The sequence below is a fragment of the Desulfosediminicola flagellatus genome (genome assembly GCF_005116655.2).
Taxonomy (GTDB): Bacteria; Desulfobacterota; Desulfobulbia; order Desulfobulbales; family Desulfocapsaceae; genus Desulfopila; species Desulfopila flagellata.
Genome location: NZ_CP050698.1, coordinates 2,748,362 through 2,773,270 on the forward strand (window position 1 = coordinate 2,748,362; position 24,909 = coordinate 2,773,270).

Consider the following 24,909-nt stretch of genomic DNA (forward strand, 5'->3'; position numbering starts at 1 on the left):
ACCATATATTTGACAGGCACCGCAAGGTGAGATTGTTTCCTTCCATGCTAACAGTGAAATAGTATAGATCCAGAATAGCCCATGCATAGATTCTGGAGGAAACCATTTCAACACCCTTTCTCAGTCAAAAAACTCTCACCTTACCAGAGCATGCTTATTGCGAAAACTTACCAAAGGTATCGCACACATGGGCTGCCAAACCGGCTCCAGCCTCACTGTACATGTTAAACACAGTATCTACCCCGGCATCAAGAAGAGGTTCTACCTCATCATCAAATTGCGCTACAGCAGCAACCTTACCCTGAAATCCTTTTTTCTCCAGAAGCATCCGGGCCACAAATATTTTTGCATCCAGGTCATCTATTGCAAGAACTACAAGACGAAAATTTGTACTCACTTCATTCGGAAGTCGTCGCCAGAAATCGGGGTCAGAGATATCAGCCTGCTTTACTTCACGACCATTCAATTCATGATGAGCAACCGTCTCAGGGTTAAAATCAAGACCTAAAATCACATCGCCGTATCTATCCTTGAACATATCATAAGCTCCAGCCCCAACCCGCCCCATTCCTATTATGCCTATAGACCAGTCACCTCTTTCAAATGGCTGTTCTTCAGGGTGTCTTACTTTTCTCTCAAACTTCTTGAGAAACCCTTTCATACCATCAAATATTCGATCTGCATGTCTGTTTAGTGGAGAAGCTATAATGAGAGATATGGAGAGAGCAATAGCTAAAACAACCAGCCACTGCTGATCAACTTTACCACCTGCAGCAGCCAGTGTGCAGACTATCAGTCCAAACTCACTGTAGTTTGACAAGCTCATAGTAGTGCCGAATGACGTGCGTGCTTTAAATTTAAATCGGGTGAAAATGAGAAAATACATGATCATTTTTATTGGCAGCAAGAGCACAAGAAATCCTGCAGCTATCATCCCGGACATATCCGGCAAACCGGAGAGACCAATCTTCAGGAAAAAGCCAACCAGCAAGAGATCCTTTACACTCATGAGCGAATCTGCCATTTCCTTCGCTCTGGGATGCGGAGCAATAATTACACCAAGAATCAGCGCACCAAGATCAGCTTTCAGCCCTACCATGTCGAAAGTCGCAGCCCCGGCCGCCAGTGCCAGAAAGATACCGAACAGAACCTGGAGTTCACCGTGCCCTACCCGGTCCATCACATACATGAACAAACGTCTGGCCACGGGGAGTAAACTAATAACTGCAATTGCCCAAATTGACGGAACCTTGCCGGTAGACAGTGTCAGGTAAACAACAGCTACAATATCCTGAATAATGAGCACACCAATGGCAGTACGGCCATTAAGCGAGTTCATTCGTCCATTTTCTTCGAGAATCTTAACTGCAAAAACAGTACTTGAAAAGCTGAGAGCAAAGGCCAGAAGAAGTGATGTCGCTAAATCCAGTCCGATAAAAAAGGTCAATCCACTATGGGCAAGGCCAAATATGATGAATCCGCAGAATGCCAGAGTCAGTGACATGTGAATGGTTGCCCCTGCCCACACCTCAGGTTTAAGCAAATTCTTGACTTTAAGTTTCAGGCCGATGCTGAATAACAGCAGAGTAACGCCTGTGTCTGCAACTGTAGTAAGCAGCGGTGTATTTGTGTAACCGAGCGCGTGGAGCCCCAGGCCTGCAAGAAGAAAACCTACAAGAGGTGGAAGGCCAACCCTATATACCAGATATCCAAGACAAAAGATGAGCGTGATAACGACTGGATCCATATACGCCTTTCATTTGAGAATATACCGCCCGACATGGCTTTGAGGAGGCCAATTCAACATAAAAATCCTATGGGCAATCAATTACAATGACTCCCTGTTTTTCACCTCTGCTTCAACATCGACGACCAACTCACGCATAGTTTCAAGCAACACATAAATTACCGGAACAAGCATAGTGCTTATAAACGTGGCTGCAACCATTCCACCGAGTACAACAACACCGATAGATTTCATGGTCATTGCACCTGCGCCACTAGCGATCGCTAAAGGAAAAACGCCAAACACAAAAGAAAGGATTGTCATCATAATCGCTCGAAAACGGAGCTTAGCCGAGTTAACTGCCGCCTGGACAATAGGCACACCGTGTTCACGCTGTTCCTTGGCAACTTCAATGATCAGAATAGCATTTTTAGACGAAAGACCAATGAGCAGCACCAGGCCGATTTGAGCAAAAAGGTTATTATCAAGACCTGCAACATTTTGGGCAAGCAGTGCACCAAGCATTACCAACGGTACAGATATCATAATCATAACAGGTAAAATCCAGCTTTCGTACTGAGCAGCAAGAACCAGGTAAACGACGATCAGGGCAAAGGTAAATACAAATACCTGTGCATTACCTGCCAATTTTTCCTGATATGACATGCCTGACCATTCAAATCCATAGGTATTGTTGGCAGGAAGTACTCTTTTCGCAATCTCCTCCATCGCTTCCATCGCCTGACCTGAACTGTAGCCGGGTGCTGCAGAACCATTAATATTGATAGACCGATACATGTTATAATGGCCGAGGTCTGCAGGCCCTGTTATTTGATTTACAGCGACCAGAGCCGATACCGGCACCATATCTCCGGAACGATTCTGCACAAAAAGTTTTGAAATATTTCCGGATTCACTGCGAAACGATTTATCCGCCTGAACATACACCCTGAAAACCTTACCAAACTTGGTAAAATCATTTATATACATTGAACCAAGATAGGCTTGCAGCGTTGTAAACAGCTCTGACAAATCTACCCCGAGTGCAGCTGCTTTTTTCCTGTCTATCTTGAGGTCCAGAAAAGGGTAGTTAGGTGCATAAACAGTGTACGCGTTATTAATGCGCGGATCTTTGTTAGCCTCTGCAATAAGTTGATAGGCATAATTAACAAATGTATTTAGATCTCCTGCAAGATAATCCTGCAAACGCAGATCAAAGCCACCAACTGCACCTATCCCCGGTATGCCCGGCAGATTGAATGCAACCACCCTGGCATCAGCTATAGCAGCACCTCTCATGTTTATCTGATTCAGAACTGATCCGATCTGCAGTTCGGGTGTTTTACGCTCCTCCCATGGTGTAAGAGAAATAAACCCTGCACCTGCGCTGGAATCAAGTGTACTACTGAGCAGATTGAAACCATCAATGATCGCCATATCCTTTACGCCATCGATACTACGCAGAATCTCTTCAACTTCAGACCGTACTTCACTGGTACGGCTCAATGCCGTTCCGGGCTTAAGATTAAACATTACCAGAAATGCGCCCTTATCTTCCTCTGGGACAAATCCGGTTGGTGTTATTCTAAAGACCCACCAGGTAGCAAAAAGTAAGCCTGCGAAGGCGATAACAACAAACCAACGCAGTTTAATGAGGAGTTCTATGAGTCGGGTATATTGTCCCGTCAACCATTCAAAGAATTGATCGAACTTTTGAAACAGAATAAATTTCCCCTGTCCTTCTTCAAACCGTTTAATGACAATCGCCGCCAGAGCCGGAGAAAGTGTCATAGCGTTCAATGAAGAGATGAGGACAGCAAAAGAGATGGTCAGCGCGAATTGTCTATAAATACTGCCTGTCAGACCCGGCATCAACGAGACAGGAACAAAAACCGCGATCAGCACCAGAGTCGTCGCGATGATAGGTCCTATAAGTTGCAGCATGGCCTTTTTCACCACCTGGGGGATGGTCAGATCCTGATCTTCATTCATAATCCTCTCAACATTTTCCACCACGAGGATTACATCATCCACAACAATACCGATAGCGAGAATGAGACCAAAGAGTGTGAGGAAATTAATGGAAAAACCCGCTACCAGCATGGCACCAAAAGTACCTATCAACGACACCGGTATAGCAACCGAAGCAATAATCGTCGGTCTCCACGACCCTAGAAAAACAAAAACGATCAGGATAACCAGAGCAACTGCTATAATCAGATTCGTTATGACATTCTTGATAGCTACCTCAACAAAAAGGGTAGTATCGTAAGGTACTGAGTAGTTGATTCCTTCAGGAAATCGCTGTTTGAGTTCCTCCATCTTTTCAATAGCTTTCTTTTTTATTTCAAGTGCATTAGCACCAGGAAGCTGATAAAGCGCTATAGAAGCTGAAGGTTTCTGGTTAACACGGGCATTCCAGTCATACTTCTCTGCGCCTAGCTCAATCCTTGCAACATCACCCAGGTAAACCAATGTGCCATCATCCCGATACTTGATGACAATATTCTCAAACTGCCGGACATCCTCCAACTGGCCATTAGTTGTGAGAATGAACTGTATCTGCTGATCATCAAACGTTGGTGGAGCACCGATACGCCCCAAAGCAGCCTGACGATTCTGTGCTTGAATAGCAGCCACAATTTCTTTAGGACTCATGCCAATTGATTTAATACGATCCGGGTCGAGCCAAACCCGCATAGAATACTTCTTTTCTCCCATATTCTCGGCTTTACCAACACCTTTAATTCTTCGTAATTCATCGAGAATATTGATAGTTACATAGTTACTCAAAAAACCTTCATCGTATCGTTCATCACCCGTCAAGGAGAGCAGACATACTATTGATGGTGATTGTTTATCGACGATTACACCCTGCTGTCGAACCTCTGAAGGGAGTTGCGGCGTAGCCATAGAGACTTTATTCTGAACATCTACAGCAGCGATATCGAGATCATAGCCGGGCTCAAAATAGACGTTGATAGACGATGTTCCGGCACTGGTCGATGTGGACTGCATGTAAATCATTCCCTGCACACCGTTAATGCGGTCTTCAAGCGGACGGGTAACTGATTCCTCCACGGTGAAGGCATTTGCCCCGACATAACTGGCAGATACCACAACAGTAGGAGGAGCTACTTCAGGATATTCCTGAACGGACAGAAGAAATATGGAGACTATGCCGCCAAGAACAATCAGCAGCGATATAACCATGGCAAAGATCGGTCGCTTTATAAAAAAGACAGAAAACATTGCTACTCCCTTGGGCCAAGCATTCCCTGTTCGGCCAGTCTGGCCAGCACACCTTTAGTCTCAGTCACGTCGGTTGCAGCAAGTTTTCTACCGGGCATAATCTTGGTCAGGCCGGAAATAACAACGCTTTCTCCTCCCTGCAGACCTTCAGTTACCATAAGGTAATGACGGTTTTCATAGCCACGCTTTATATCAACCCTTTTGGCCAGGCTATTTTCATCAACGACATATACAAAGCTTGAGCGCTGATCCTCAGAAACTGCAGCCGGTGGAATCAAGAGTAGTTCTTTCTGGTCTGTTACCATGATTTCGACATAGACGAAGGTGCCTTCAAGAAGAGAGTGATCAGGATTTGCTACCTCTGCACGCATGCTTATGGTACCTGTCATCCGGTCAACCCGGTTATCACTGAAATTAACTTTCCCTTTGAGGTCACTGCGGTCTAAAAGTCCCTTTACATTTCCGGGAACTCTAACCACAGCATCCATCTCGTCCTGAGACTTATATTGACGCATGATCTGAACCTGACTTTCAGTCGGGTTGAAATAGGCATACATAGGATCATCTCCCACAATCGTCGTCAATACTGTCTGCTGATTATATCCGACAACATTACCAACATCTACCAACGTCCTGCTTATTCGACCTGAGATCGGGGCCACAATTTCAGTGTAACTCAGGTTCAATTCTGCATCCCTGACATTTGCCTCGTCTGATTTGATGGATGCATTCAGTTCTGCTACCTTAGCCTGATATTGCTCAAGTGTAGCTCTCGGTGCCAGGCCATCGGCAACCAGTGGCTTATAACGCTCTACATCTTTCATGGCCAGGGTCAGCGTTGCCCTGTTGCGCTCCAACTGTGCCTCCGCTTGCGCCAGTGCTGCCTGGTACTTAGCTTTTTCAACTACAAAGAGTATATCGCCCTCATTGACATATTCTCCTTCCTTAAAAAGCGCTTTCTCAAGTCGACCTGCAACCCTGGCCGTAACCTCAACTCTCTTGGTAGCTTCGGTCTTACCAGTGTATTCAATCCAGACAGGTACCTTTTCTGCCTTAAGGATAATTACTTCGACCGGCAATGGAGGCGGTTCCTGCGGAGCAATTGGCGTGTCTTTCTCTTCACTGCAGCCAGATATCACGAAAGCGACAAGAGGTATAAAAAGCAAACGACAAAACCGGACTATCATATCGTCCTTTCTCCTTTGGATTTCACTTAGTATAATCAAAACACAAAAAAACCTGACACATTGTTATACCTGATTCTTAACCCGTTTTACCATAAAAACAAAATATTATAGGGTGGTTTTTAATGTTAGGTTGTTTAATATATATTGTGATCTCAGCTTCTGCCGACCGTTTTCGCTTAAAGCATATTTTTAGAAACACCCCATCAAGAGGAACTTCAAATGCCATATCCCACAATCAGGATATCTCACATCATTGTGTTTTTCGTTCTTTTTACAGTAAACAACAGCATGGCAACCACGACATCATTAACACTCAATGATGTCATTGAACTAACCCTCAAGAACAACCCGCAGATAGAAATTGCCAGGCATCAGTATTCACAAAATGATGCTGTACTCACCCAATCCCGCTCACTTTATTATCCACAAGTCGGGACTGGTGCAGATTATAGTCGTATCCGAATAGACAACTTACAACCTACTGACGAGGACAATGTTGCCAGTATACAGTTGGAAGTTTCGCAACGTATTTATGATTTTGGCAAAACCACCGGCCTGATCGATGCCAGCTCCTTCAATCTCGAAGCCGCTTCCGCTAATTTGACACAGATATACCACGACATAGTTTTAGAAGTTAAAAGCAGCTTTTATTCGGTTCTTGAAAAACAACGCCTGATCATTGTAGCCAGGCAGGCAGTTGATAATTACGAACAGCAACTCTATCGTGCAAAACGCTATTTTGATGCCGGTGTTCGAACACGAATAGACGTTACAAATGCAGAAGTAAATCTCTCCAATCAAAAGCTTGGCCTGCTACGTGCTAAATCAGATCTGCAGACTGCCAGGGTTAAGCTTCAGCAGGTAATGGGCATAGTACCCAACAATGGAGAATATGAAATAATTTCAGAAGAATTTTCCATCGACGATCTGGCGGAGGGAAAACCTGAAATGCCCGAGGACATTGATACGCTTCTTGTTACTGCACAACAACTTCGTCCGGGCCTCAACCGCTTTTCACAACTTGTTAAAGCAGCAGAAGCAAGTGTAACACAAGCTAAAGGTGACTACTGGCCAACAATCGCCGCCAGCGGTGTCTATACATATTATGAGTCCGACCTATCGACATTCAATGATCAATGGCAACTCGGTGTAGGGCTACAATGGCAATTATTTTCAGGGTTTGCCACTGATGGCAAAGTAGCAGAAGCTAAAGCACGGCTGCGTGAGGTCAATGCATCACTCAGAGAGTTTGAACTCGCAGTAGTGCAGGATGTTAACGATAGCTATCTCCGTGCAGATGTAAACCGGGCGGGTGTCGATATTGCGGATCAGTCACTCGGTCTGGCCCGCGAGAATCTAGAACTTGCCGATAAACGATATCAATCCGGGCTGGGCGATTTACTTGAATTTAATGATGCACAGCTTCTTTATACCCGGAATCAATCTGACCTCGTCACGACATACTATGCGTATCTTATTTCCCTTGCACGCATCGAAAGAGCAACGGGCAACATCCCTGACTTGAAAGAATATGATCTCAAATGAAAGCTGACTATTTTGTTGGAATCTAGAGCAAAATGGGAATAGTAATTCATAATTCAAGTTAGTTTGCCGGGTCGTTTGTCAGCAAACCTTTTCAGCTGTCAAAACGATCCGTATCAGAAACGTGTAGTTAGCAAAAGCCGCCCCTTTTCGTCATCTGTAAATTTTGTCCTAACCAGTAATTTACTTTTCCCGATACTACCTCCAACAGCAATTTGTAACTGCTCTTTCACAAGATAAGAGTATCTATTCAAATCAACACCTGATCCTTCCCTTAAATGGTGAACACTCAGTTATGCAATAGAGTTAAAGAAGTCAAATCAGCCTTTGACCTTTCAAATGCTAGTTCCTTAACATTGCGTAAATTTGATGCTCAAGAAACATCTCTGATTTGAAGATTTACAGGAAGAACTGAACCGCTACGCGGAATGGTGCTAGACTGGTCACTCTGGATTTTCAAATAATCAATCCGTTGTAGTCACGTATGACACGAATCATCTCACTATAATTCTTGCTACAGGGCATTTTCGAGGATAAAATTAAGTTACGTCCTTGAGATACTGCTAAAGTCCGAGGAAGTTCGCCAGCCCCACTCCCGATATACGGCTGGAAGGAAGGAGGGCGTTGAAATTCACGGTCAAAGCGAAGGCCGCGTACGGCGGACGCAGGTATTGTCCTGGAGCATACAATACCCGTATTTAGGATAGTTGCGTCTTTTTTTGTCCCGCCCCCACTTTCCGGCGTTGTTAAAGTTTTTTCAAAACGACTCATGGAGAGTTCGTTCCTTGTCTTTTCAAATCGATCCCGCACTTCAGTTCTTCAGGTTTATCAATAATTGCTACAGGTTAATTTGAGCACAGGTTGTAATTCAAGACTCTGTACTTTGATTTACTGTTGAGGTCTATTCTGGTCGCAACAATTGATAAACCTATTCAATGAATCCTTACTTCTAGTCCCGCAGAAAATCTAAGAGCTTAGCAAAGGCAATAAAAAAGGCAGAGCATTGAAGCCTCGCCTCTTAATTCCAGTTATGCGGAAGTGATTACTTTCTTCTTCTGCCTACTGCAGCAAGACCAGCTATACCAGTACCGAAAAGCAGCATTGTTGTTGGTTCGGGGACCGCACGATCCCACCCCTCATCTAAAGGGTTTCCTAATGCAAAAACAAGATCTTGGTTGTTAGTATTTGTTACAGCTCTCCAAGCGCCTCCATCAAGATGGTTCCTTACAACTAAATATTCATCAGTATCCCATCCGCTCCAGGTCCAAGCGAAAGTGAGATTTGTATTACTGATGATGGAAATCCAATATACTCCTGGGTCAAACAAGATTGGGGTATTTAGTAGAAGTGAATATGAAAAACGTTCATGGTTGTTAATAATATGAGGGTCTCCGACAGCAGCTCCTGTTAAGCTATTAACTTCTATGTCGTAAAGAGGTGTACTGTCGGGTAAGCCTGAGTTATCATTGTAAAATCTTATATTGAACCCATTGGTGTAAGAATCCTGAACATATACATCCGTAAATGTGCCTAGCCATCCGATTTCAGAAACCAGAGTTGAATCGCTAAAATGAAAATCATCGGCAACTTGCTGTCTAATGAAATCTGGATCATCAGCATTACTGCTCCATGCTCCTGCAACATCACTTTCTCCTTCATCATTCCAGTAAATTACAGGAATAAATGGATTTTGATAAACAGTGGCTCCATAAGTCGAAAAGCTTAGCAAAAACAAATTGATGAAAATGATAGTTAAAATACCAAAATTTTTCATTAGGACCTCCTAGTTTTTTTACTAGCCTTTAAGAAAAGGCTTGATACAGCGATGTCTTTTTTCCAGATCTGTTTCGTGTTTTCATACAGAATCTACAACAGGACATGGCTATTATCACAATTCAACACATTGGCTGGAAGTATCTCTTACTGGAAAGCACTCGCTTTTCACCTCATCGTAATTGAAAGATATGAAAGTAGTATCAACCATTCACCAATTCGAAAATGGAGAAATTCTGAACTAGGATTTTTTAAGCCTTGCCTGGCCACACCCTTATAAGTTCTATTAGTTGAGAGCCAACTTTTTCCTTCTTCTACTTACACCGGCTAGCCCGGCAAGACCTGTTCCTAAAAGGATAATAGTTGCTGGTTCAGGGATGGGAGCAGTCCCTGGTGTTGAGCTTACCAAGTCGAACTGCTGAACATCAAGAGTGGCTATGTCCCCTAAGTAGTGGTAACGAATGTCAGTTGATACAATAGACTCTTCTTCTGCCAATTGTGTGTGATCTAATAGCGTAAAATTTGCTCTGTCAGGGAAAAAGAAGCTGAAATTAACATAATCCTGGTTAAACGTTCCTTCTCTGAAATTTTCATCATCAACAGTGATGCCTCTAACAAGTGCCCATACATCTTCATCGATTACATAATTTACATGAACGAAATTGTAATTATCGTACAGCGGGTCTATCTCCACGTCATTGATGATAAAATCAACCCAATTTCGATCAAACTGATAGTAGATATTGAAACCATTGTTATTCCGATTCAGAAGTCCTTCACCGTGAAAAACTATTTGACCAGTATAACTACCTTCTGAAAAATTGTAGGTTCCTGCATTATCAATTGCCTGTGTTATTTGTCCCTCAAAATCAATGGTGATGAATGGTGTAGCTTCTGCAGTGCTTATAGTTGAAGCTGTCAGAACTGAGGCAGCGAGTACAGAGAGAACTTTCTTCATAGGGGCTATCCGATAGAGGTTTTGAGACGGCATGTTTGATATCAAACAAATGGAGTCACTGTAAACTATCGAAAACCATGCAACAATAGTTAATTATATTTATATATTGTTTTCATAGTGGCATGTTTTAAAGTTAGGTCCACAGACATGAAATACGAGGAACTCGTTAGGCAGCATGACCGATACCACGACACTATCGTGCACGAATTTCGGCATTACTCAACCACTTTTTCTTACCATGATTACTTAAGAGATGTTTCCTGAACATTGCGAAAGATTGATGTTCAGGAAGCATCTTGGGTGCTATATTGTTTTTTCCTGTTAGGATAATATTATCTTTTAAAAGTTCAATAAGACCTGTTTGTGTTGCTAGGTTTTTGAGACTACTTATTGATTCCCTTCACTGTAGGAAGATTAAAATGGGTAAGAGATTACGTAGAGCTAGGTTTCTTCTGGCAATCCTTAACGCGTGACTTAGTTCCAGCTTAGTTGTGATTGCAAAATTTAAAGCATTTCTATTGCTGCGTTTTCCCCTCTGACTTTAATATAAAAACGCTTGGATACAACTTTTTCGAACAATCAGGACAGGTTCCATGGCTGAACTCTCTATTGTTTACTTCTAACCACGTACAGTAGTGTGCTGCCTTCGGTTTGAACACCTCGGATTAATTGCTTGCGGTTTCGTTTATCGAAAACCACGGATACTGGTTTGGGTTTAAATCATAATAGCTTCATCCGTTATTTTTATAAAAAACAGTTGTAACAGTTGGTCGATTCGGGCCAGTGACCCTTTTTTAGGAAGATCACGTTTGACCTCTACTGCTGAGGTGCATCCAGAAAATGGGCGTGTATTGGTAAATGGCTTTTAAAACACCAGAAATCCCTATGTGGATTGACTTTACACATAGGAGAAATCACTACCGGAATTAGTTGTCATTTTTCCAAAGGTTTTGTCTGGCAATATCGGATTAATGAGATACTATCTCGCTCTAATGCCCCTCACATCGGCACAGACCGTCTCTCAAGGAGTGTCAAGCATTGCAGGGAATCGCCATATCTGTCGATTTATTAATCTGGGGTCCATTTATTGGTGCAGATTTACAGCAGAATACACCAATGTCCTTGTCCGAATCAGCAGTGTTAGGTAAGTAATAATCGTAAGGCTTGGGAATACTCATTAAGGCGCTAACGGTTGCAGAATATAATAATCTTGATAGTCAACTCCGAATACAGTATCTAGAACAGATTTATTATTTAATGTATCATAAACATCTCCTCCCGTATTGTTTTTTCCACCCAATTGATTATCGAGAAAAGACACACCCTCTGAGGCGCCACGTAAAACCCACAGAGCCCCCACATAAAGAGATGCTTGTATAAATCCCCCTAAAGAGTGGCCTGAAATAGTGTTCGAAATAGTGTCAAAAACATCTGGTGCCAAACCTATGGCTGTCCAACCTATTGCTACGGCAACCATTGCAACGATCTCTCCTGCTTCGAATCCAAAACTGACAGCCGAGCCAATAGCCCCCCCAACTGCCCCGAAGGCAACTCCCCAGGCAATCCCTGAAAACATGGCCCAGAATAGGTTGTCTGGCCCACCTCCGTTTTTGAAATGGTCAATTGTGGAGTTAATCGCTCCAAATGCTGCGCCAATAAGAATTCCGGAAACTAAAGCTATAGCAAAACCACCAGCGGCAATCGTAGCCATAGACACAATTACTGCCAAGACACCTGCTGTAACGACAGTTCCTAACACAAGCCCGTTCAAAAAAGACAGCCCTGCTTCTTCTAAAGTTCCACCACTAACTGCTGTCGCTATGCCGAAACTAGCTCCCACGATTACCCCAATTGCAAGGGTAATTAATCCGGCGGCGACTCCAAGACCAATTGCCACGGTCCAGCTTGTAGCACCTAACGTCAACACTGCCCCCGCAACCAGTACACCGACTAAGACAACTGCAGCAACAACCACAAGAACTCCAATAACAATATCATACCATGCATGTCCCGTAGGGTCACTGTAGCGAACGGGATTACCACCCGCGAAACCATAGCGATTATGCGTCTTCGGGTTCATTGGGTCAGGGATTAGGTTATCGGCCGTCGTGAAACGGCCAAGTTCCGCATCGTAGTGTCGCGCCCCGAAATAATATAGCCCAGTGTTGTCATCGTAACGGTGGCCGTTAAATGTTAGGAGCAACTCACGGGGACCACCATTAGGGCCGGTCCAATTTACCGACTCGCCGTATGGGGTATATTCACGTCTTTCTACAATTTTACCTTTATGGTCGGTAACAACATTGATGCTACCCAGGTGGTTTGAATGGTAGTAATAGCGTTTTACCGAGTTGGAAGACCAATCAAAGTATCTCTGGTCCTTTGATTTCGCGCCGGCTGGCACACTAGTAACCGAAAGGAAAACAGGGATTAACACCAAAATCATAAGGGTATCTAAGGGCCGGATTCTCGCTTGTTTCCCAACTTCGATCACTTCTTTTGTCGCTCGACGTCGGATCGTGCAGGGAATTAAAAACCAAGGAAGAACAAAAGTACCCATGGCTCCAACCGAACCCAATACAAGACTGTGCCGCCGCAAAAAAGCTGACAATCCATGTCCTAGACCTGGTTGTGCACAGCTTATAAAAACCGGTTCAATATCATTGACCAAGCGGACGGTAGCTCTGGGGGTCACGATGGTGGAGACTAGAAGAGAACCAGCATATACATGTCTTGAGTCGTGGGTTTTTCCTCGTTCGTAGATGCCATCTATAAAAAATGTTTTTCCTTTCCGGGTCCATTGTATCACGCGCTGTCCTTGGGCATCATATACATTCTCTTCGAGAAACTTGCCTTTTTCATCGAACACTCGAATAAGGCTGTTTTCTGCGCTATATTGGTAGCGGATACCGTTTTTTGCCGTCATGTTACCGCGTTGATCATAATCGATGGTGTAAGCATGTTTACTGTCTGCTCCCTTCGGTTCCAGTTGTTGCACGCTGGCTACACGCTGCAGATGCGAAGGATCCATCTCAAAGATCATGTTGTTTTTACGTACAAGATTGTCAATGGCGTCATATTCATAAATTCGTTCCCCATACCCCCCATTAGCAAAGGTGAGCCTGCCTGCATCGTCATATTCAAATACTTGTGAAAAGCCGGCTGCTAAGTCATCAATTGCCAGAATATTTCCTTGAGGGTCATAGCTGTAGAGTGAATATTGCAGAGTGTCGCCTGCCTGAGTAGTGGTTTGAATGGAGTTCATCTGTGTTAAATCGCTGTACGAGAAGTTTGATTTAACTCCGTTTCTGTACTCTATGTTGAGCAGTTGTCCGGTTGCACTGTACCTGAAACCTGAAGCAATCAATTGCCCTTCGCCGTCAGTCAACTGCTTGACGTTGCTAGCTGCATCATAATCGTAATTGACGAGAAAACCGTCTGGATAGGTCACTCGTCGCAAGCGACCGAGGGAATCATAGGCATAGCCTGTCAGAAAGGTATTGTTCAGCACTTCTCTCTTACGTTGTATTACGTTACCACGCACATCATAACGGATTTCAGCGTTACCTGCTGCATCCTCAACCCTTGTCAATAGACCAACGGCATTAGCGTCTCCCGGTTTGCCGTAAGTGAACTTCACTTTTGACCCATCCTCAAACAATTTCTCCAGCAGATTTCCTGCACGATTATAGGTAAATGACGTTTCGTCACCTCCAGGACCCGTTTGGGCTACCAGCCGTCCCATACCATCGTAACGGTACGTGTAAATGCCAGCGTTAGGGTCTTCTTGCCGGGTGCGTCGGCCGAGCAAATCAAAGGCAATAGTGGTGACTTCCCCTAAGGCATTAATAATACTAGTCATTCTTCCATTGGCATCATAGGTGTATCGAGTAGTTTGCTCCTCCCCATCGACCCACCTGCTCATCCTGATTACCTTGCCATTGATATTGCGCCATGTCGAAATCTTATTTCCATCTCTTCCTATCAAATCGACGCGTTGCCCTAAATAAGTCATGTTCGTCTCGTAACCATCAGGATCTACAATGCGGGTTGGACGTCGTAACTCATCACGCGTGATGACGCTGAATACTGGTACATCCCCCTTGTAAAAAGGAAGGCTAGTTTTTATCGGATTTCCCTCATCATCGAACTCATTCATTGTTACAATAGTGCTGCCGTCGGCTCCCATCCGCTCGACCCTGTATGTCATCCCAATCGAGTCAAAGAACATTGTGGTATCGAGCGTTTTCGGATTGTCAGGAGACTGCGTTTCCGAAAGGACATAGTGCTGAGATGCAGGATTTCCAAATGGTGAGTATGTATAACTCCGTGTACCAGTGAAAGACTCTTCGTCACCCGGTTCTACAATTTTCTCCAGGCGTCCGAAAGCATCATAGTACCAATTTGTCTGGTTGCCACTTGCATTTATACTTTTCAACTTTGAACCGAACCGCGGATCATACTCAGTGAAGACCTCTCTTCCTTCTGGGTCTATAGCGCCCGTTCGGAATGTCGAGGTTATATCATATGAAAATTTTGAAATGCCCCCTCCTCGATCGTAAAGTGTTGTAACATTCCCATAACGATCATAACTCAGGCCTCGAAAAACATAAGTTGCTCCGTCGACGAGATCCTTTGATTGAGTTGGAAGTCCACGTATCACGTGTCCTTCTGGCTGGTTATCGTAGAAAACAATAGACTCCGTCAGCACTTCGTTTTCCGCTCCGAAGATCGTTGTCTTGGCAGGCAAGCTCCAGATACCTGACTGCTCGTTGGTAATCCACGTAAACTCTGTGATTATCTCGTCGCCAGCAATGCCAACCTCTGGGTCTTTGTAAATCGAAACCGGGTTCATTCGACCATCATATGAATATTTTACGACGGTCTTACGTGATTCACCAACCTCTATCAGCTCTTTCTCTGTACGCACAAGGTGTATTTGTTTTACTGAGGCATTCGCAGAAATTATTTCATATTCTGCGGATTGTTTTTCGCGTATCTGGTTTGTCGAATCAACTGCTATCTGTGATCTTAGTTGCCCCGCCAACTCCTCAGTTTGGTGGTATAGAGAGTGAACTTCTAAACCAGAGGGACGCCGTTCTCCGGACTGCATGAATCCTCTGAATTGGCGAGTTTCGAACAAACCTCCCAGGTAATCGAATTCGGTTGAATAGATAAAACCTCTGCCATGGTCACGACTTAGCGACTTGACAACTGGCATATTGATGGGAAGGCCTTCGATGCCATCGGCGTTCAGGTTATCTAACGAAGCCGACATGCCCCACTCCACTTTGGTGATTTCACCGAGTGCGTTGGTATTATCAACCATTAAACCACTGCGCATACCTGATGAAAAATGGATGGTTCGGAAGAATCCATCTTTCGCTTTCACAATATCAAAAAGACCGTCGCCGTCTATATTAGCAAAAACAATTCCTGTAGATTCAGTTCCTTCATCTTCGATAAAAGTCACATTGTTTTCGATAAACAGCTCCGCCAATATTGGGTCTTCTTCCCATCCGTTACCAATATTGCGAAAGACCTTTGTCTCCAGATCATTTGCCAGAACATAGTCGATCAGACCATCATCATTTAGATCGGTAGGCATCAACCCTTGGCCTCTGGGTTCCACCCCATCACCTGTGTCTATATACTTGATAGAGTAGATGCCATTGTCGATTAGCGACGAAGTGTAGTCCAGATCTTTGCTCCAGCCATGGCCTGTTCCGAGAAAGACAGACCGCTCCTCCACATTTTGATTATCCTTAGTCCGCACTATATCCGAAAGACCGTCACCGTTAATGTCTATAATTTCAAATCCGTTGATGTGGCTGTCGGTAACGAACTCAAAGCTTTGCAGGGCAACCGAAAGACCGTCATGACGCACCCAACCACTACCTGTATTAAGGTATGCTGCCCGGACCGAAATAGGTCTACGCTGGGCTAGGTAGTACAATCCCTCAGTGCTGCTCATCGACCAAAGGATATCCACCCGCCCATCACCATTCACATCAGCTAGCTTAACCCCCTGAGAATCGCCTTTATCACCAACAAGAGCCAAAGGTTCTATTCCTATATCACTATATTCGGGGAGATAGTCACATTCCGCTGGTAGGCAGCCTTCTTCTGATGTGTCCCCCTCACACTCAGGAGGAACACAATTGGGGTCGTCATCCGTTCCGGTGCAATGAGGTGGTGTGCAACCTAAAAACTCACCCCAGATTCCATCACAGTGAGGAGGTGTACAGTTTTCTATGGTGCCGGGAAATTCAGGATCGAAGCGCACTGGGCCATTCAATGATAAAAGGCTCGCCGTCCACCCTTCGTCGAAACTCCATCCTGAACCGGTATTTAACCAGACCTCTCTGCGGTCGTGTCTGGCGATAAAAAGATCAGGGAGAGCGTCTGAGTTGACATCAAGCAATCGAACTCCACCGTCTGCACCCTGAGTATCGATAAAAAGAATATCGGCCACTGCCAGTGAATAACTCCAGTCCTGATCAAATGTAAAGCCGCCTTGTCCATTACCTAAATAGACACTGCCTTTATATCCATCTACAATATCAGCATAATTATCTCCATTGACGTCAATAACTCTGCTTCCAGAATCACGACCGGCTGCATCCACAAGATCCACCGGAATATCGTTTGGCACGGAACCATCATCCCAGCCGAGAGTACGAATTGCATAATTTATTGTACGCAAAAGAATCCTTGATTTATCATCCGCACCAACCAGGGTCACCTTCGAAAGCATCGATAGACCATTCATTTCATTTTGGGTATAATCAAACTCATAACGACGGACAAGGTTGCCACTCGCATAAACGGAAAGACTCCGTAAGCGTTGAACCATCTCTTCGCGAAGAGGTTGGCCTGTTTGAACTAACCCGCTATAGATACTACGCACATCAGGGCGCATTTCATAATCAAAGACCACAAAGTTGGCACCAAGATCGTAGTCTGGAGCATAACCAGTATATCGAACTTCGATGGGATAGATTGCCCCATTAATATTCTCGTAAGTGTAGTTAATAGTATTACCGTGGGCATCTTCGACCTGGTCGAGCAACCAACGCTGACCTCCGATACGGCTTTCTGCAGTGCTGCCGAAGCGGTGAACCATACCTTCACCATTATGCATTTCCCAGCCCTCACCTTTGCGGACGAACTCACGATAGGCACTTTCCAGTTTTGCCCGGTACACACCATTGCCCGTGTCGACCAACTCGCCACCAGCTCCGACGAGTGAATATCCAAACGAGTTCGCTGGAGTTGCTTCTGGAGTCCCTTCCCCGCGCCATTTTTCCACATGACCAAGACCAAGCTGCCATCCAAGGCCTAGAATGCCTATACCACCTGATGAATTGTATGACATAACGAATTTAGGTTCCATATTCCGGCGCCCTGGGCTGACTACGATCGGAATCGAGTCGGTCAGCATACCCATGGATGGAGCTACGCGCACACTGCGCGGCTTGCCAACTGCTGTTGGAACAGGGGATAGCTCTTCGGAAGCAACTAAGATACTGCCTGCGCCTGAGACAAGAATCCAAAAGAGAAATAAAGGAATAAAAAGAGATATTTTTTTTGTGTAGGGTATGTATTTGGTGTTCACTCTTTCCTCCTTTAAAGGGATCAATTAAGAGTTTCAATTTTTATTGCCATTATTTATCTCTATGACAAATAATAATGGATCTTTTAAGCTATTAAGCCTAAAAAACGCCCAAAAACACCAGTAGCAAGATCAAGGGGAGACTAGCGAGATAGTATGTTCTGATATTCATAATACCTCCTGAAATGATTGAGAAAGAGTGGCATTGTCGTTTTCTGGACATAAAAAAAACCGAACCACCTCATTTTTAAGGCAGCTCGGCTATCATTTTAGAGACCCGCGGCTTTCCGTCCCTGCCTTGCGGCAGGTTTGGCTTTTTCTCGCATCAAATACAATGGATGATATAATCAAATATTATGATACATCCAGAGCCAGTCAATGCCACATTGTGACACATGCGTGTGTTAGGTTTAATACGTGGTATAAACGTATCTCCTAACTCCAGGTGAGATTGGTGGATATGGCAAAGACGTGTCCATTAAAATAAATACATTTTATTTTCTCAAAAGGTAGAAGATGTTTCCTGAGTATACGTAACAAAAAATATAACCGATTATATGGTATAGTTCGGTCATTAATGTCCTGTTTTTTCTGTAAAAAGAAAAGGAGAGGCACATGGCCGACAAAAGTTGTATACAGAATGATACCCCTTCCGCTGATTGGCTAGGTATAGCTGAAGATGAGACAAATCCCGGTAGCAGTTACCGTGACACTCCCGACGATGTATTTCCAGATATCGCCACACCTGCTCGCTATCAAGATTTTCCGAATAAGAGACGTCAAACGACTGATAGATTTTCTGTACGACTTCTGCAGAGTGATCTGCCAGGTAGTGACGTAGCTATTGAATACATTAAAGAAAAATATCTCAGTGGCTTATCCGTGCATACCATTAGGCAGGCAGGCGGTGTGATATTAGCCTTCCAACATTTTCTTCAGCACAACAGCTCCACTCTTTTTTCCATAACCCGAAAGGATATCGGCTCATTTGTCGAGCATGAACAGGATCGCGGATTGAGTAGCGTCTCAATTGCCGGATACTTGCGGTCTCTATATACATTCTTGGTTTACCTGGTTGGCAGAAAATTACTGCCTAGCAGTATTCTGCAAAAAAAGATCCGTTTAAAGCTGCCTGATATTCTCCCTAGAGCCATTCCTCAAGAAGACCTACAAGTCCTTCTCTCAGCAACTGAAACAGATAGAGATCGCGCCTTGGTGCTTATTTTACTCCGCACCGGTATGAGAATCGGTGAACTACTTAATGTTAAAGTTTCAGATGTCATACTACCGGAAAGGAAGATCCTGATTTATCTCGGAGAAAAGAATTACCAGGGCCGAGCTGTTTACATGAGTGAAGATGCAACCCAAGCCCTTCAAGATTGGTTTACTATTCGGAATACAAAAAAACGATATCTTTTCTATGGGACAAAGTACCCAAAGATGAGCTACGGAGCAGCATACTCATTAATGAGAAGTTGTCTGGCAAGAGCCTGTTTATTAGATAAAAACTACAGCCTCCACAGTCTGCGTCACACCTTTGCGACGGACATGCTCAATGCTGGATTGCGGCTAGAAGTACTTCAACAGATTCTCGGTCACGAATCTATTGAACTCACAATGCGCTACGCCAGGTTAGCAGATGTCACAAGAGAAGATGAATATCTCAGAGCAATGAACATCATCGAACAGGGGAAACATTATGAACCTTACAGAGTCAATTCTCAGCTACAGGCAGTATTTGAAGAGAAAAAATTATTCCAAGCACACGATTAGAAATTACCTACACAGATTACAATCTTTTCTTGTCTGGATCGCGGTTCCTGTAGAGGCAGTCAGGCCAGTTGATGTGAACTACTATATTGAGTATTTGATGGAAAAACGATTATCGGCCGAAACAATTAATGCTCATCTTGTAGTCATCCGTAGGTTCTACAGTTACTTGGGTGATGAAGAAGAAATAGAGATAGATAACCCCGCAGTTGAGGGCATTGCCTTACGGCTTCCAAAACCATTACCTCGACATCTCAGAGATAATGATTTGGCTACTTTTTTTGAAGTCGTCCACAAGTCGCGGGATATGGCAATGTTCGTACTCATGCTCCGATGTGGACTTCGAGTCGAAGAGGTTGCGAATCTGACCCTTGCTGCCATTGATTACAAACGACATCAAGTTCTTGTGAGAAACGGTAAAGGAGCAAAGGATAGAGTTGTCTATTTAAGTGATGATGCTGCAAACACCTTGGCAGTATACCTGCGGAGCAGGCCTCAAACCACGGAAAAACATATATTTCTTGTCGAAAAAGGGCCACATAAAGGTAAAGTTATCTCGGTCCGTGGGATTCAAAAACGAATTGAGTATTACTCAAAAAAATCAGGTACCTCAGTGTCGTGTCATAAGCTTAGGCATACAATGGCAACCCAATTGCTCAACGCTGGGGCAGGACTTGTAACTATCCAGAATTTGCTTGGTCATTCACGTATTAAGACGACCATGCGATACTGTAAACTCTCAAATCTCAAAGCAGAACGGGAGTATCATGAAGCAGTTGCAAAGATACTAATTAAAAGCGGAATAACTTTAGCCGGAAATCTGAGGTGTTAAGCCGCTACGCCAAGAACCGACAGTTCCGACGAGCGTTCAGTTGTGGCCCATTCTCACAGTCGGTCCTTAACTTCGCTCCCCATAGAGTAAAAACTTGCTTTTCGATAATTAATGAAAGAAAATACAACAGCATAACAATCTAAATTTATACAGAAAACAGGTTTTGTTACGTATACGCACTGAACATCAATATCTCACGATGTACACTGAACATTTTCTTTTTTAAGGTGCACAGTAGGCACCTTTCGTCATAGCATGCAGCAGAAATGATTTGCTTCGTTTTGGCAATGTTTAGATCAAAGCTATAAAGTTGACATTACGTGATCAGGAATATTTTCAACCTGAGTTCCTCTGTTATCTTTTATTCTTGATTGCGCAAATCTTGAATCCGAGATTGAAAGATAGTCATTGCTATCAACCAAAATCCCCCCAAGTCTACTCGCCCCCTCTACATAGGAAATATCTTGGCCTGCTATCTCTTGACAAAGCATATAATATCTGTAAATATTGCCACTTACAAAAGAACTAACATTTAAAGAACTAACATTTAAATCGTGGAGTTTAAGTGCCTTCTTCATCTAGATCTGACATGTCAAACAAGAAAAGAATTTCAGACACAATAAAGAGCGACTTGAAACAGGCTGTCTTGGACGGTGTGTATAAGCCAGGAGACAAACTTTCGCCCGAGATCGAGATTGCCCGAAAGTACGGGGTTAGTAAGGTCTCGGCCCGAGAGGCATTGCGAGAGTTAGAGAGTGAAGGACTGATCGTAAAGAAAAGAGGCATTTTCGGGGGGAGTTTTGTTGCTGAACCTGGAGCTGAGAAGATAGTTGATGTTGTCACCAATGCCTTTTTGTTTGGTGGAGTGACCGTAACAGACCTTGCCGAGTTCAGGCAGATTCTTGAACCGGGACTTGCCCGGCTTGCAGCGAAGCGAAGAACTGAGAGTGATCTTGCCCTCATGGAAGAATATATTGCGGCGATTCATCTTTCCATAGAAAAAGGCGATCCTGATCAGACGAAAGCTATAGGGTTTCATAAATTGATAGCTGATGCCTGCCATAACCGCTTTATCAGTGGGCTGATGGGCGCTCTTGTCCATGTCTTTCAACAGGTTCTCGATAAAGAACCTGATCTGGAAACAGCCCGAAAGGATGTTCGATTTAATGAACTTTTTTTCGAACATATCAAGGCCCGTGATGGAGAAAAAGCTGAAGTAGTTATGCAAGAACACTTTAACGCTTTAGAAGAAATAATCAGGCAGAGAAGAGAAAATGGCGAAACTATCACCTGATAGAACGGCTGGCAAAGGAAACAGAAAGAAATGACATATCCAAGCATATATCCAACAGGAGCAACCGTTTACGACTCTTCAAAGTGTTATAACGGTTACACTGTATTTCAGGCAAAAGAGCATGGCGCTCTGGTTATTGATATGAATGGGGGCGAAGTCAAATTATGGCGTGGTCTCCATGGGTTCCCTAACAAACTTCTTCCTGGTGGACAGATCCTTGGACATACCGGTGAGCGTTCGACCCTTTATGGTATGCAGGACTATCGTGATCTTATCCAGGTAGACTGGGATGGCAATGTAGTCTGGAAATTCAACAAATATGAGTTCATAGATGATCCCGGTGAAGAGCCGCAATGGATGGCTCGGATTCACCATGACTATCAGCGCCAGGGGAATCCGGTTGGTTACTATGTACCGGGTATGGAACCGCAGATAGATTCAGGAAACACCATGCTACTTGGTCATAAAAACACCCGGTGCAAGGCTATCAGCGATAAAAATCTCCTTGATGACACTGTATATGAGGTCTCCTGGGATGGGGAAATCCTTTGGGAATGGGTCTGTAGCGATCATTTCGAGGAGTTTGGCTTTCGGGAAGATGCACGCAATGCGCTTTCCCGCGACCCGAATATGAGGCCTTGTGGTGGAGGAATGGGAGACTGGATGCATCTCAACTCCATGTCATTGCTTGGGCCCAATAAGTGGTTTGATGCAGGAGATGCACGTTTTCATCCTGACAATATTATAGTGGATGGTCGGGAAACGAATATCATCTTCATTATCAGCAAGGCGACCGGGGAGATTGTCTGGAAGGTTGGGCCGTATTATGACACTACGCCGGAAAAAGATCTTGAGTGGATAATTGGCCAGCATCACGCTCATATGATCCCCAAGGGGCTCCCGGGTGAAGGTAATATCCTTGTCTATGACAATGGTGGCTGGGCAGGATATGGGGGGTGTCACCCATCAAGCCAGGCGGGAACCAAGAATGTCCTTCGAGATTACTCAAGAGTTCTTGAGTTTGATCCGGTTTCGCTGAAAATCGTCTGGCAGTATACACCCCATGAAGCCGGCCTGGTACATCCGACCGATTCCAATCGTTTGTATAGCCCGTTCATAAGTGCTGCACAAAGATTACCAAACGGAAACACCCTTATTACTGAGGGCAGCGGCGGGCGCCTTATAGAGGTAACGGCGGCTCACGAACTCGTGTGGGAATACATATCACCATACTGGGGCCGAAGTTTTAATATGAACATGGTGTATCGGGCCTATAGATATCCCTATGAATATATACCCCAGGTTGATGTACCGCAGGAAGTTGATATTAAACCCATTAATGTTGTTGATTTCAGAGTTGAGGGGGCCTCTCCAAGAGGTGCGAGATCTGAAAGTCTCGTAGACGGGGTTGTACCCTATCAGACGTCTTCGGCTCTTTGTGTGCTCTCTGATACAGATGATGGTGAATAGCAGGTACTCTCAGGTGCGGCTTTGCCGCGGCTCTGACGAAAAAAGTAAATTCAGGAGGAAGTTGATGAAACAGTTACTCTCTATTGCAATGCTCGCGTGTATGGTGGTTTTACCTTCTTTGGGGCACGGACAGGATTGGTCTCCAAAGGATTCTATTACGCTCCAAATCGGTTTTGGTGCCGGCGGTTCGACGGATATCATGGGCCGTCTTGTTGCAGCTAAGATTGAAGAGAATACCGGATGGAATATCGTGGTTGAAAACAAACCCGGTGGTGGTGGAATTGCCATGTTCTCTTCTCTTATGAGACAAAAACCGGACGGCCAAACCTTAGGTCTTGGCGTGAGTATGCCGATTTTCCTAAACCTTGCATCTAGAGGAGATAAAATTCCATTCAATATCGATACGTTTGATTACCTCGCTACAATTATGCGGGGGGAAATCGCCATGGTCGCTAAAGCTGATGCACCGTATAACAACCTTGAAGAACTTATTGCCTACGCCAAAAAGCAAAAAGGTGGAGTTGCAGTTGCATTCGATGCAAAGCCTCAGCAGATGGTGCTGGAGCCTGTTGCCAAGAATGCAGAAGTTAAGTTCAAGTTCGTAAAACACAAAAGTGGAGCAGAACAGGTTCAAAGCATTCTGGGTGGCCACGTTGATGTTGGTTGTACCGCTGGGGAACATGTTAAATATATTGAAAGTGGTGATTTGAAAATGATCGCTTCAATGAGTAAGGACAGACAAGCCTGCTCGCCGGATGCAAAGACACTGATCGAAAACGGTTTTGATTTGTATCTGGAACCGTATTTCTACATTGCAGCTCCAAAGGGTTTACCTGAAAATGCAAAAGCTGCTCTGGCTAAAGCATTCGATGATGCAATTAATTCAGACAGCGTCAAACAAGGCCTCTTGAATTCAATGCAGGCAAATGCTCATAATCTGGGACCGGAAGGCACATACACGATGATGAGCCAGGGAGCTGTTGATATCAATGCTCTTGTCACAGCAGCAAAGAATCAGCAGTAATGCAATAGGTGCTGAACTCATGGAAAATCGCATTTCAGGTATGCTGGTGTCGCTCTTTGGAATTGTCGTGCTCTTTTTTGTCATTCCAAGTCAGACAGAAGTTGTTGATTATGGGTGGCTGAAGCCTGCAACTCTACCATCCATTGCGGCTGTTATCATAACGTTATCGGGTGTTCTGCATTCGGTTTTCCCAAAAGGCGCTGTGGAGTTTGAACCTGCTTCGGCATTAAGAGCTCTTCTGTTTTTGTTCATTGGAGCTCTTGGAGTATGGCTGATGACGTTTAATTATTTGATAGCCGCTCCTATGCTGATGCTGGTGCTCATGCGGGTGGTTGGTGAGAGACGATGGGGATGGCTCTTTATTGGTGTTGTCCTGCTGCCGGCGTTTATCTGGTTTTGTGTAGATTATCTCCTGCAAAGACCTCTTCCCTGATTTCTGTAATAATTCAAGGTTAAAGCAATCAAG

The 24,909-nt window shown here is 44.3% G+C and carries 14 protein-coding genes and 1 riboswitch; of the genes, 7 read left to right on the forward strand and 7 right to left on the reverse strand.

Going from position 1 to position 24,909, the window contains the following annotated elements; all coding sequences use genetic code 11:
- Nucleotides 1-154 precede the first annotated feature (154 nt).
- From FCL46_RS11505 to FCL46_RS11515, 3 genes are all read right to left on the reverse strand, one after another.
- A complete protein-coding gene (locus FCL46_RS11505; protein ID WP_136808270.1) occupies nt 155-1,747 on the reverse strand; it encodes a cation:proton antiporter family protein in 1,593 nt (530 codons plus the stop codon).
- A gap of 81 nt (nt 1,748-1,828) precedes the next feature.
- Entirely contained in the window at nt 1,829-4,978 is a 3,150-nt protein-coding gene (locus FCL46_RS11510; RefSeq protein ID WP_136808271.1) for an efflux RND transporter permease subunit, read from the reverse strand.
- A 2-nt stretch (nt 4,979-4,980) separates the two neighbouring features.
- The gene (locus FCL46_RS11515; RefSeq protein ID WP_136808272.1) at nt 4,981-6,165 is read right to left on the reverse strand and encodes an efflux RND transporter periplasmic adaptor subunit; all 1,185 of its coding nucleotides are present in this window, start codon (nt 6,163-6,165) and stop codon (nt 4,981-4,983) included.
- Nucleotides 6,166-6,384: 219 nt separating this feature from the next.
- Here FCL46_RS11515 and FCL46_RS11520 point away from each other — a divergent pair, with 219 nt between their 5' ends.
- On the forward strand, nt 6,385-7,710 hold the full coding sequence (locus FCL46_RS11520) for a TolC family protein (protein ID WP_136808273.1): 1,326 nt from the start codon (nt 6,385-6,387) through the stop codon (nt 7,708-7,710).
- A 1,039-nt stretch (nt 7,711-8,749) separates the two neighbouring features.
- Here the strand turns inward: FCL46_RS11520 and FCL46_RS28225 are convergent.
- From FCL46_RS28225 to FCL46_RS11535, 3 genes are all read right to left on the reverse strand, one after another.
- A complete protein-coding gene (locus FCL46_RS28225; RefSeq protein ID WP_228723381.1) occupies nt 8,750-9,481 on the reverse strand; it encodes a PEP-CTERM sorting domain-containing protein in 732 nt (243 codons plus the stop codon).
- 285 nt (nt 9,482-9,766) lie between these two features.
- Complete coding sequence (locus FCL46_RS11530; protein WP_136808274.1) at nt 9,767-10,438, reverse strand: PEP-CTERM sorting domain-containing protein; 672 nt, start codon at nt 10,436-10,438, stop codon at nt 9,767-9,769.
- 1,177 nt (nt 10,439-11,615) lie between these two features.
- On the reverse strand, nt 11,616-18,056 hold the full coding sequence (locus tag FCL46_RS11535; protein WP_136808275.1) for an RHS repeat-associated core domain-containing protein: 6,441 nt from the start codon (nt 18,054-18,056) through the stop codon (nt 11,616-11,618).
- A 245-nt stretch (nt 18,057-18,301) separates the two neighbouring features.
- Nucleotides 18,302-18,377, reverse strand: a riboswitch (cyclic di-GMP riboswitch).
- 291 nt (nt 18,378-18,668) lie between these two features.
- On the opposite strand from FCL46_RS11535, the gene FCL46_RS11540 reads away from it, so the two are divergent.
- Together FCL46_RS11540 and FCL46_RS11545 are read left to right on the forward strand one after the other, a co-directional pair.
- Nucleotides 18,669-19,826 (forward strand): tyrosine-type recombinase/integrase, encoded by a 1,158-nt coding sequence (locus tag FCL46_RS11540; RefSeq protein ID WP_136808276.1) that lies wholly within the window; start codon nt 18,669-18,671, stop codon nt 19,824-19,826.
- Entirely contained in the window at nt 19,753-20,655 is a 903-nt protein-coding gene (locus FCL46_RS11545) for a tyrosine-type recombinase/integrase (RefSeq protein WP_136808277.1), read from the forward strand. The genes FCL46_RS11540 and FCL46_RS11545 overlap by 74 nt, the downstream gene beginning before the upstream one ends.
- A gap of 302 nt (nt 20,656-20,957) precedes the next feature.
- On the opposite strand, the gene FCL46_RS11550 is transcribed toward FCL46_RS11545, so the two are convergent.
- A complete protein-coding gene (locus FCL46_RS11550; RefSeq protein ID WP_136808278.1) occupies nt 20,958-21,233 on the reverse strand; it encodes a hypothetical protein in 276 nt (91 codons plus the stop codon).
- Nucleotides 21,234-21,244: 11 nt separating this feature from the next.
- On the opposite strand from FCL46_RS11550, the gene FCL46_RS11555 reads away from it, so the two are divergent.
- The 4 genes from FCL46_RS11555 (at nt 21,245) to FCL46_RS11570 (ending at nt 24,876) form a co-directional block, all read left to right on the forward strand.
- Complete coding sequence (locus tag FCL46_RS11555; RefSeq protein ID WP_136808279.1) at nt 21,245-21,949, forward strand: FadR/GntR family transcriptional regulator; 705 nt, start codon at nt 21,245-21,247, stop codon at nt 21,947-21,949.
- A 30-nt stretch (nt 21,950-21,979) separates the two neighbouring features.
- Entirely contained in the window at nt 21,980-23,419 is a 1,440-nt protein-coding gene (locus FCL46_RS11560; protein ID WP_136808280.1) for an aryl-sulfate sulfotransferase, read from the forward strand.
- Nucleotides 23,420-23,483: 64 nt separating this feature from the next.
- Nucleotides 23,484-24,443, forward strand: a complete 960-nt coding sequence (locus tag FCL46_RS11565; protein ID WP_167505922.1) for a tripartite tricarboxylate transporter substrate binding protein — start codon at nt 23,484-23,486, stop codon at nt 24,441-24,443.
- A 19-nt stretch (nt 24,444-24,462) separates the two neighbouring features.
- Complete coding sequence (locus tag FCL46_RS11570; RefSeq protein ID WP_167505923.1) at nt 24,463-24,876, forward strand: tripartite tricarboxylate transporter TctB family protein; 414 nt, start codon at nt 24,463-24,465, stop codon at nt 24,874-24,876.
- Nucleotides 24,877-24,909 lie beyond the last annotated feature (33 nt).

What these genes read in the sequence shown, in the direction of transcription:
- FCL46_RS11505 (WP_136808270.1), bottom strand. Translation starts at nt 1,747, where the DNA reads ATGGATCCAGTCGTTATCACGCTCATCTTTTGTCTTGGATATCTGGTA.
- FCL46_RS11510 (WP_136808271.1), bottom strand. Translation starts at nt 4,978, where the DNA reads ATGTTTTCTGTCTTTTTTATAAAGCGACCGATCTTTGCCATGGTTATA.
- FCL46_RS11515 (WP_136808272.1), bottom strand. Translation starts at nt 6,165, where the DNA reads ATGATAGTCCGGTTTTGTCGTTTGCTTTTTATACCTCTTGTCGCTTTC.
- FCL46_RS11520 (WP_136808273.1), top strand. Translation starts at nt 6,385, where the DNA reads ATGCCATATCCCACAATCAGGATATCTCACATCATTGTGTTTTTCGTT.
- FCL46_RS28225 (WP_228723381.1), bottom strand. Translation starts at nt 9,481, where the DNA reads ATGAAAAATTTTGGTATTTTAACTATCATTTTCATCAATTTGTTTTTG.
- FCL46_RS11530 (WP_136808274.1), bottom strand. Translation starts at nt 10,438, where the DNA reads ATGAAGAAAGTTCTCTCTGTACTCGCTGCCTCAGTTCTGACAGCTTCA.
- FCL46_RS11540 (WP_136808276.1), top strand. Translation starts at nt 18,669, where the DNA reads ATGGCCGACAAAAGTTGTATACAGAATGATACCCCTTCCGCTGATTGG.
- FCL46_RS11545 (WP_136808277.1), top strand. Translation starts at nt 19,753, where the DNA reads ATGAACCTTACAGAGTCAATTCTCAGCTACAGGCAGTATTTGAAGAGA.
- FCL46_RS11550 (WP_136808278.1), bottom strand. Translation starts at nt 21,233, where the DNA reads ATGAAGAAGGCACTTAAACTCCACGATTTAAATGTTAGTTCTTTAAAT.
- FCL46_RS11555 (WP_136808279.1), top strand. Translation starts at nt 21,245, where the DNA reads ATGTCAAACAAGAAAAGAATTTCAGACACAATAAAGAGCGACTTGAAA.
- FCL46_RS11560 (WP_136808280.1), top strand. Translation starts at nt 21,980, where the DNA reads ATGACATATCCAAGCATATATCCAACAGGAGCAACCGTTTACGACTCT.
- FCL46_RS11565 (WP_167505922.1), top strand. Translation starts at nt 23,484, where the DNA reads ATGAAACAGTTACTCTCTATTGCAATGCTCGCGTGTATGGTGGTTTTA.
- FCL46_RS11570 (WP_167505923.1), top strand. Translation starts at nt 24,463, where the DNA reads ATGGAAAATCGCATTTCAGGTATGCTGGTGTCGCTCTTTGGAATTGTC.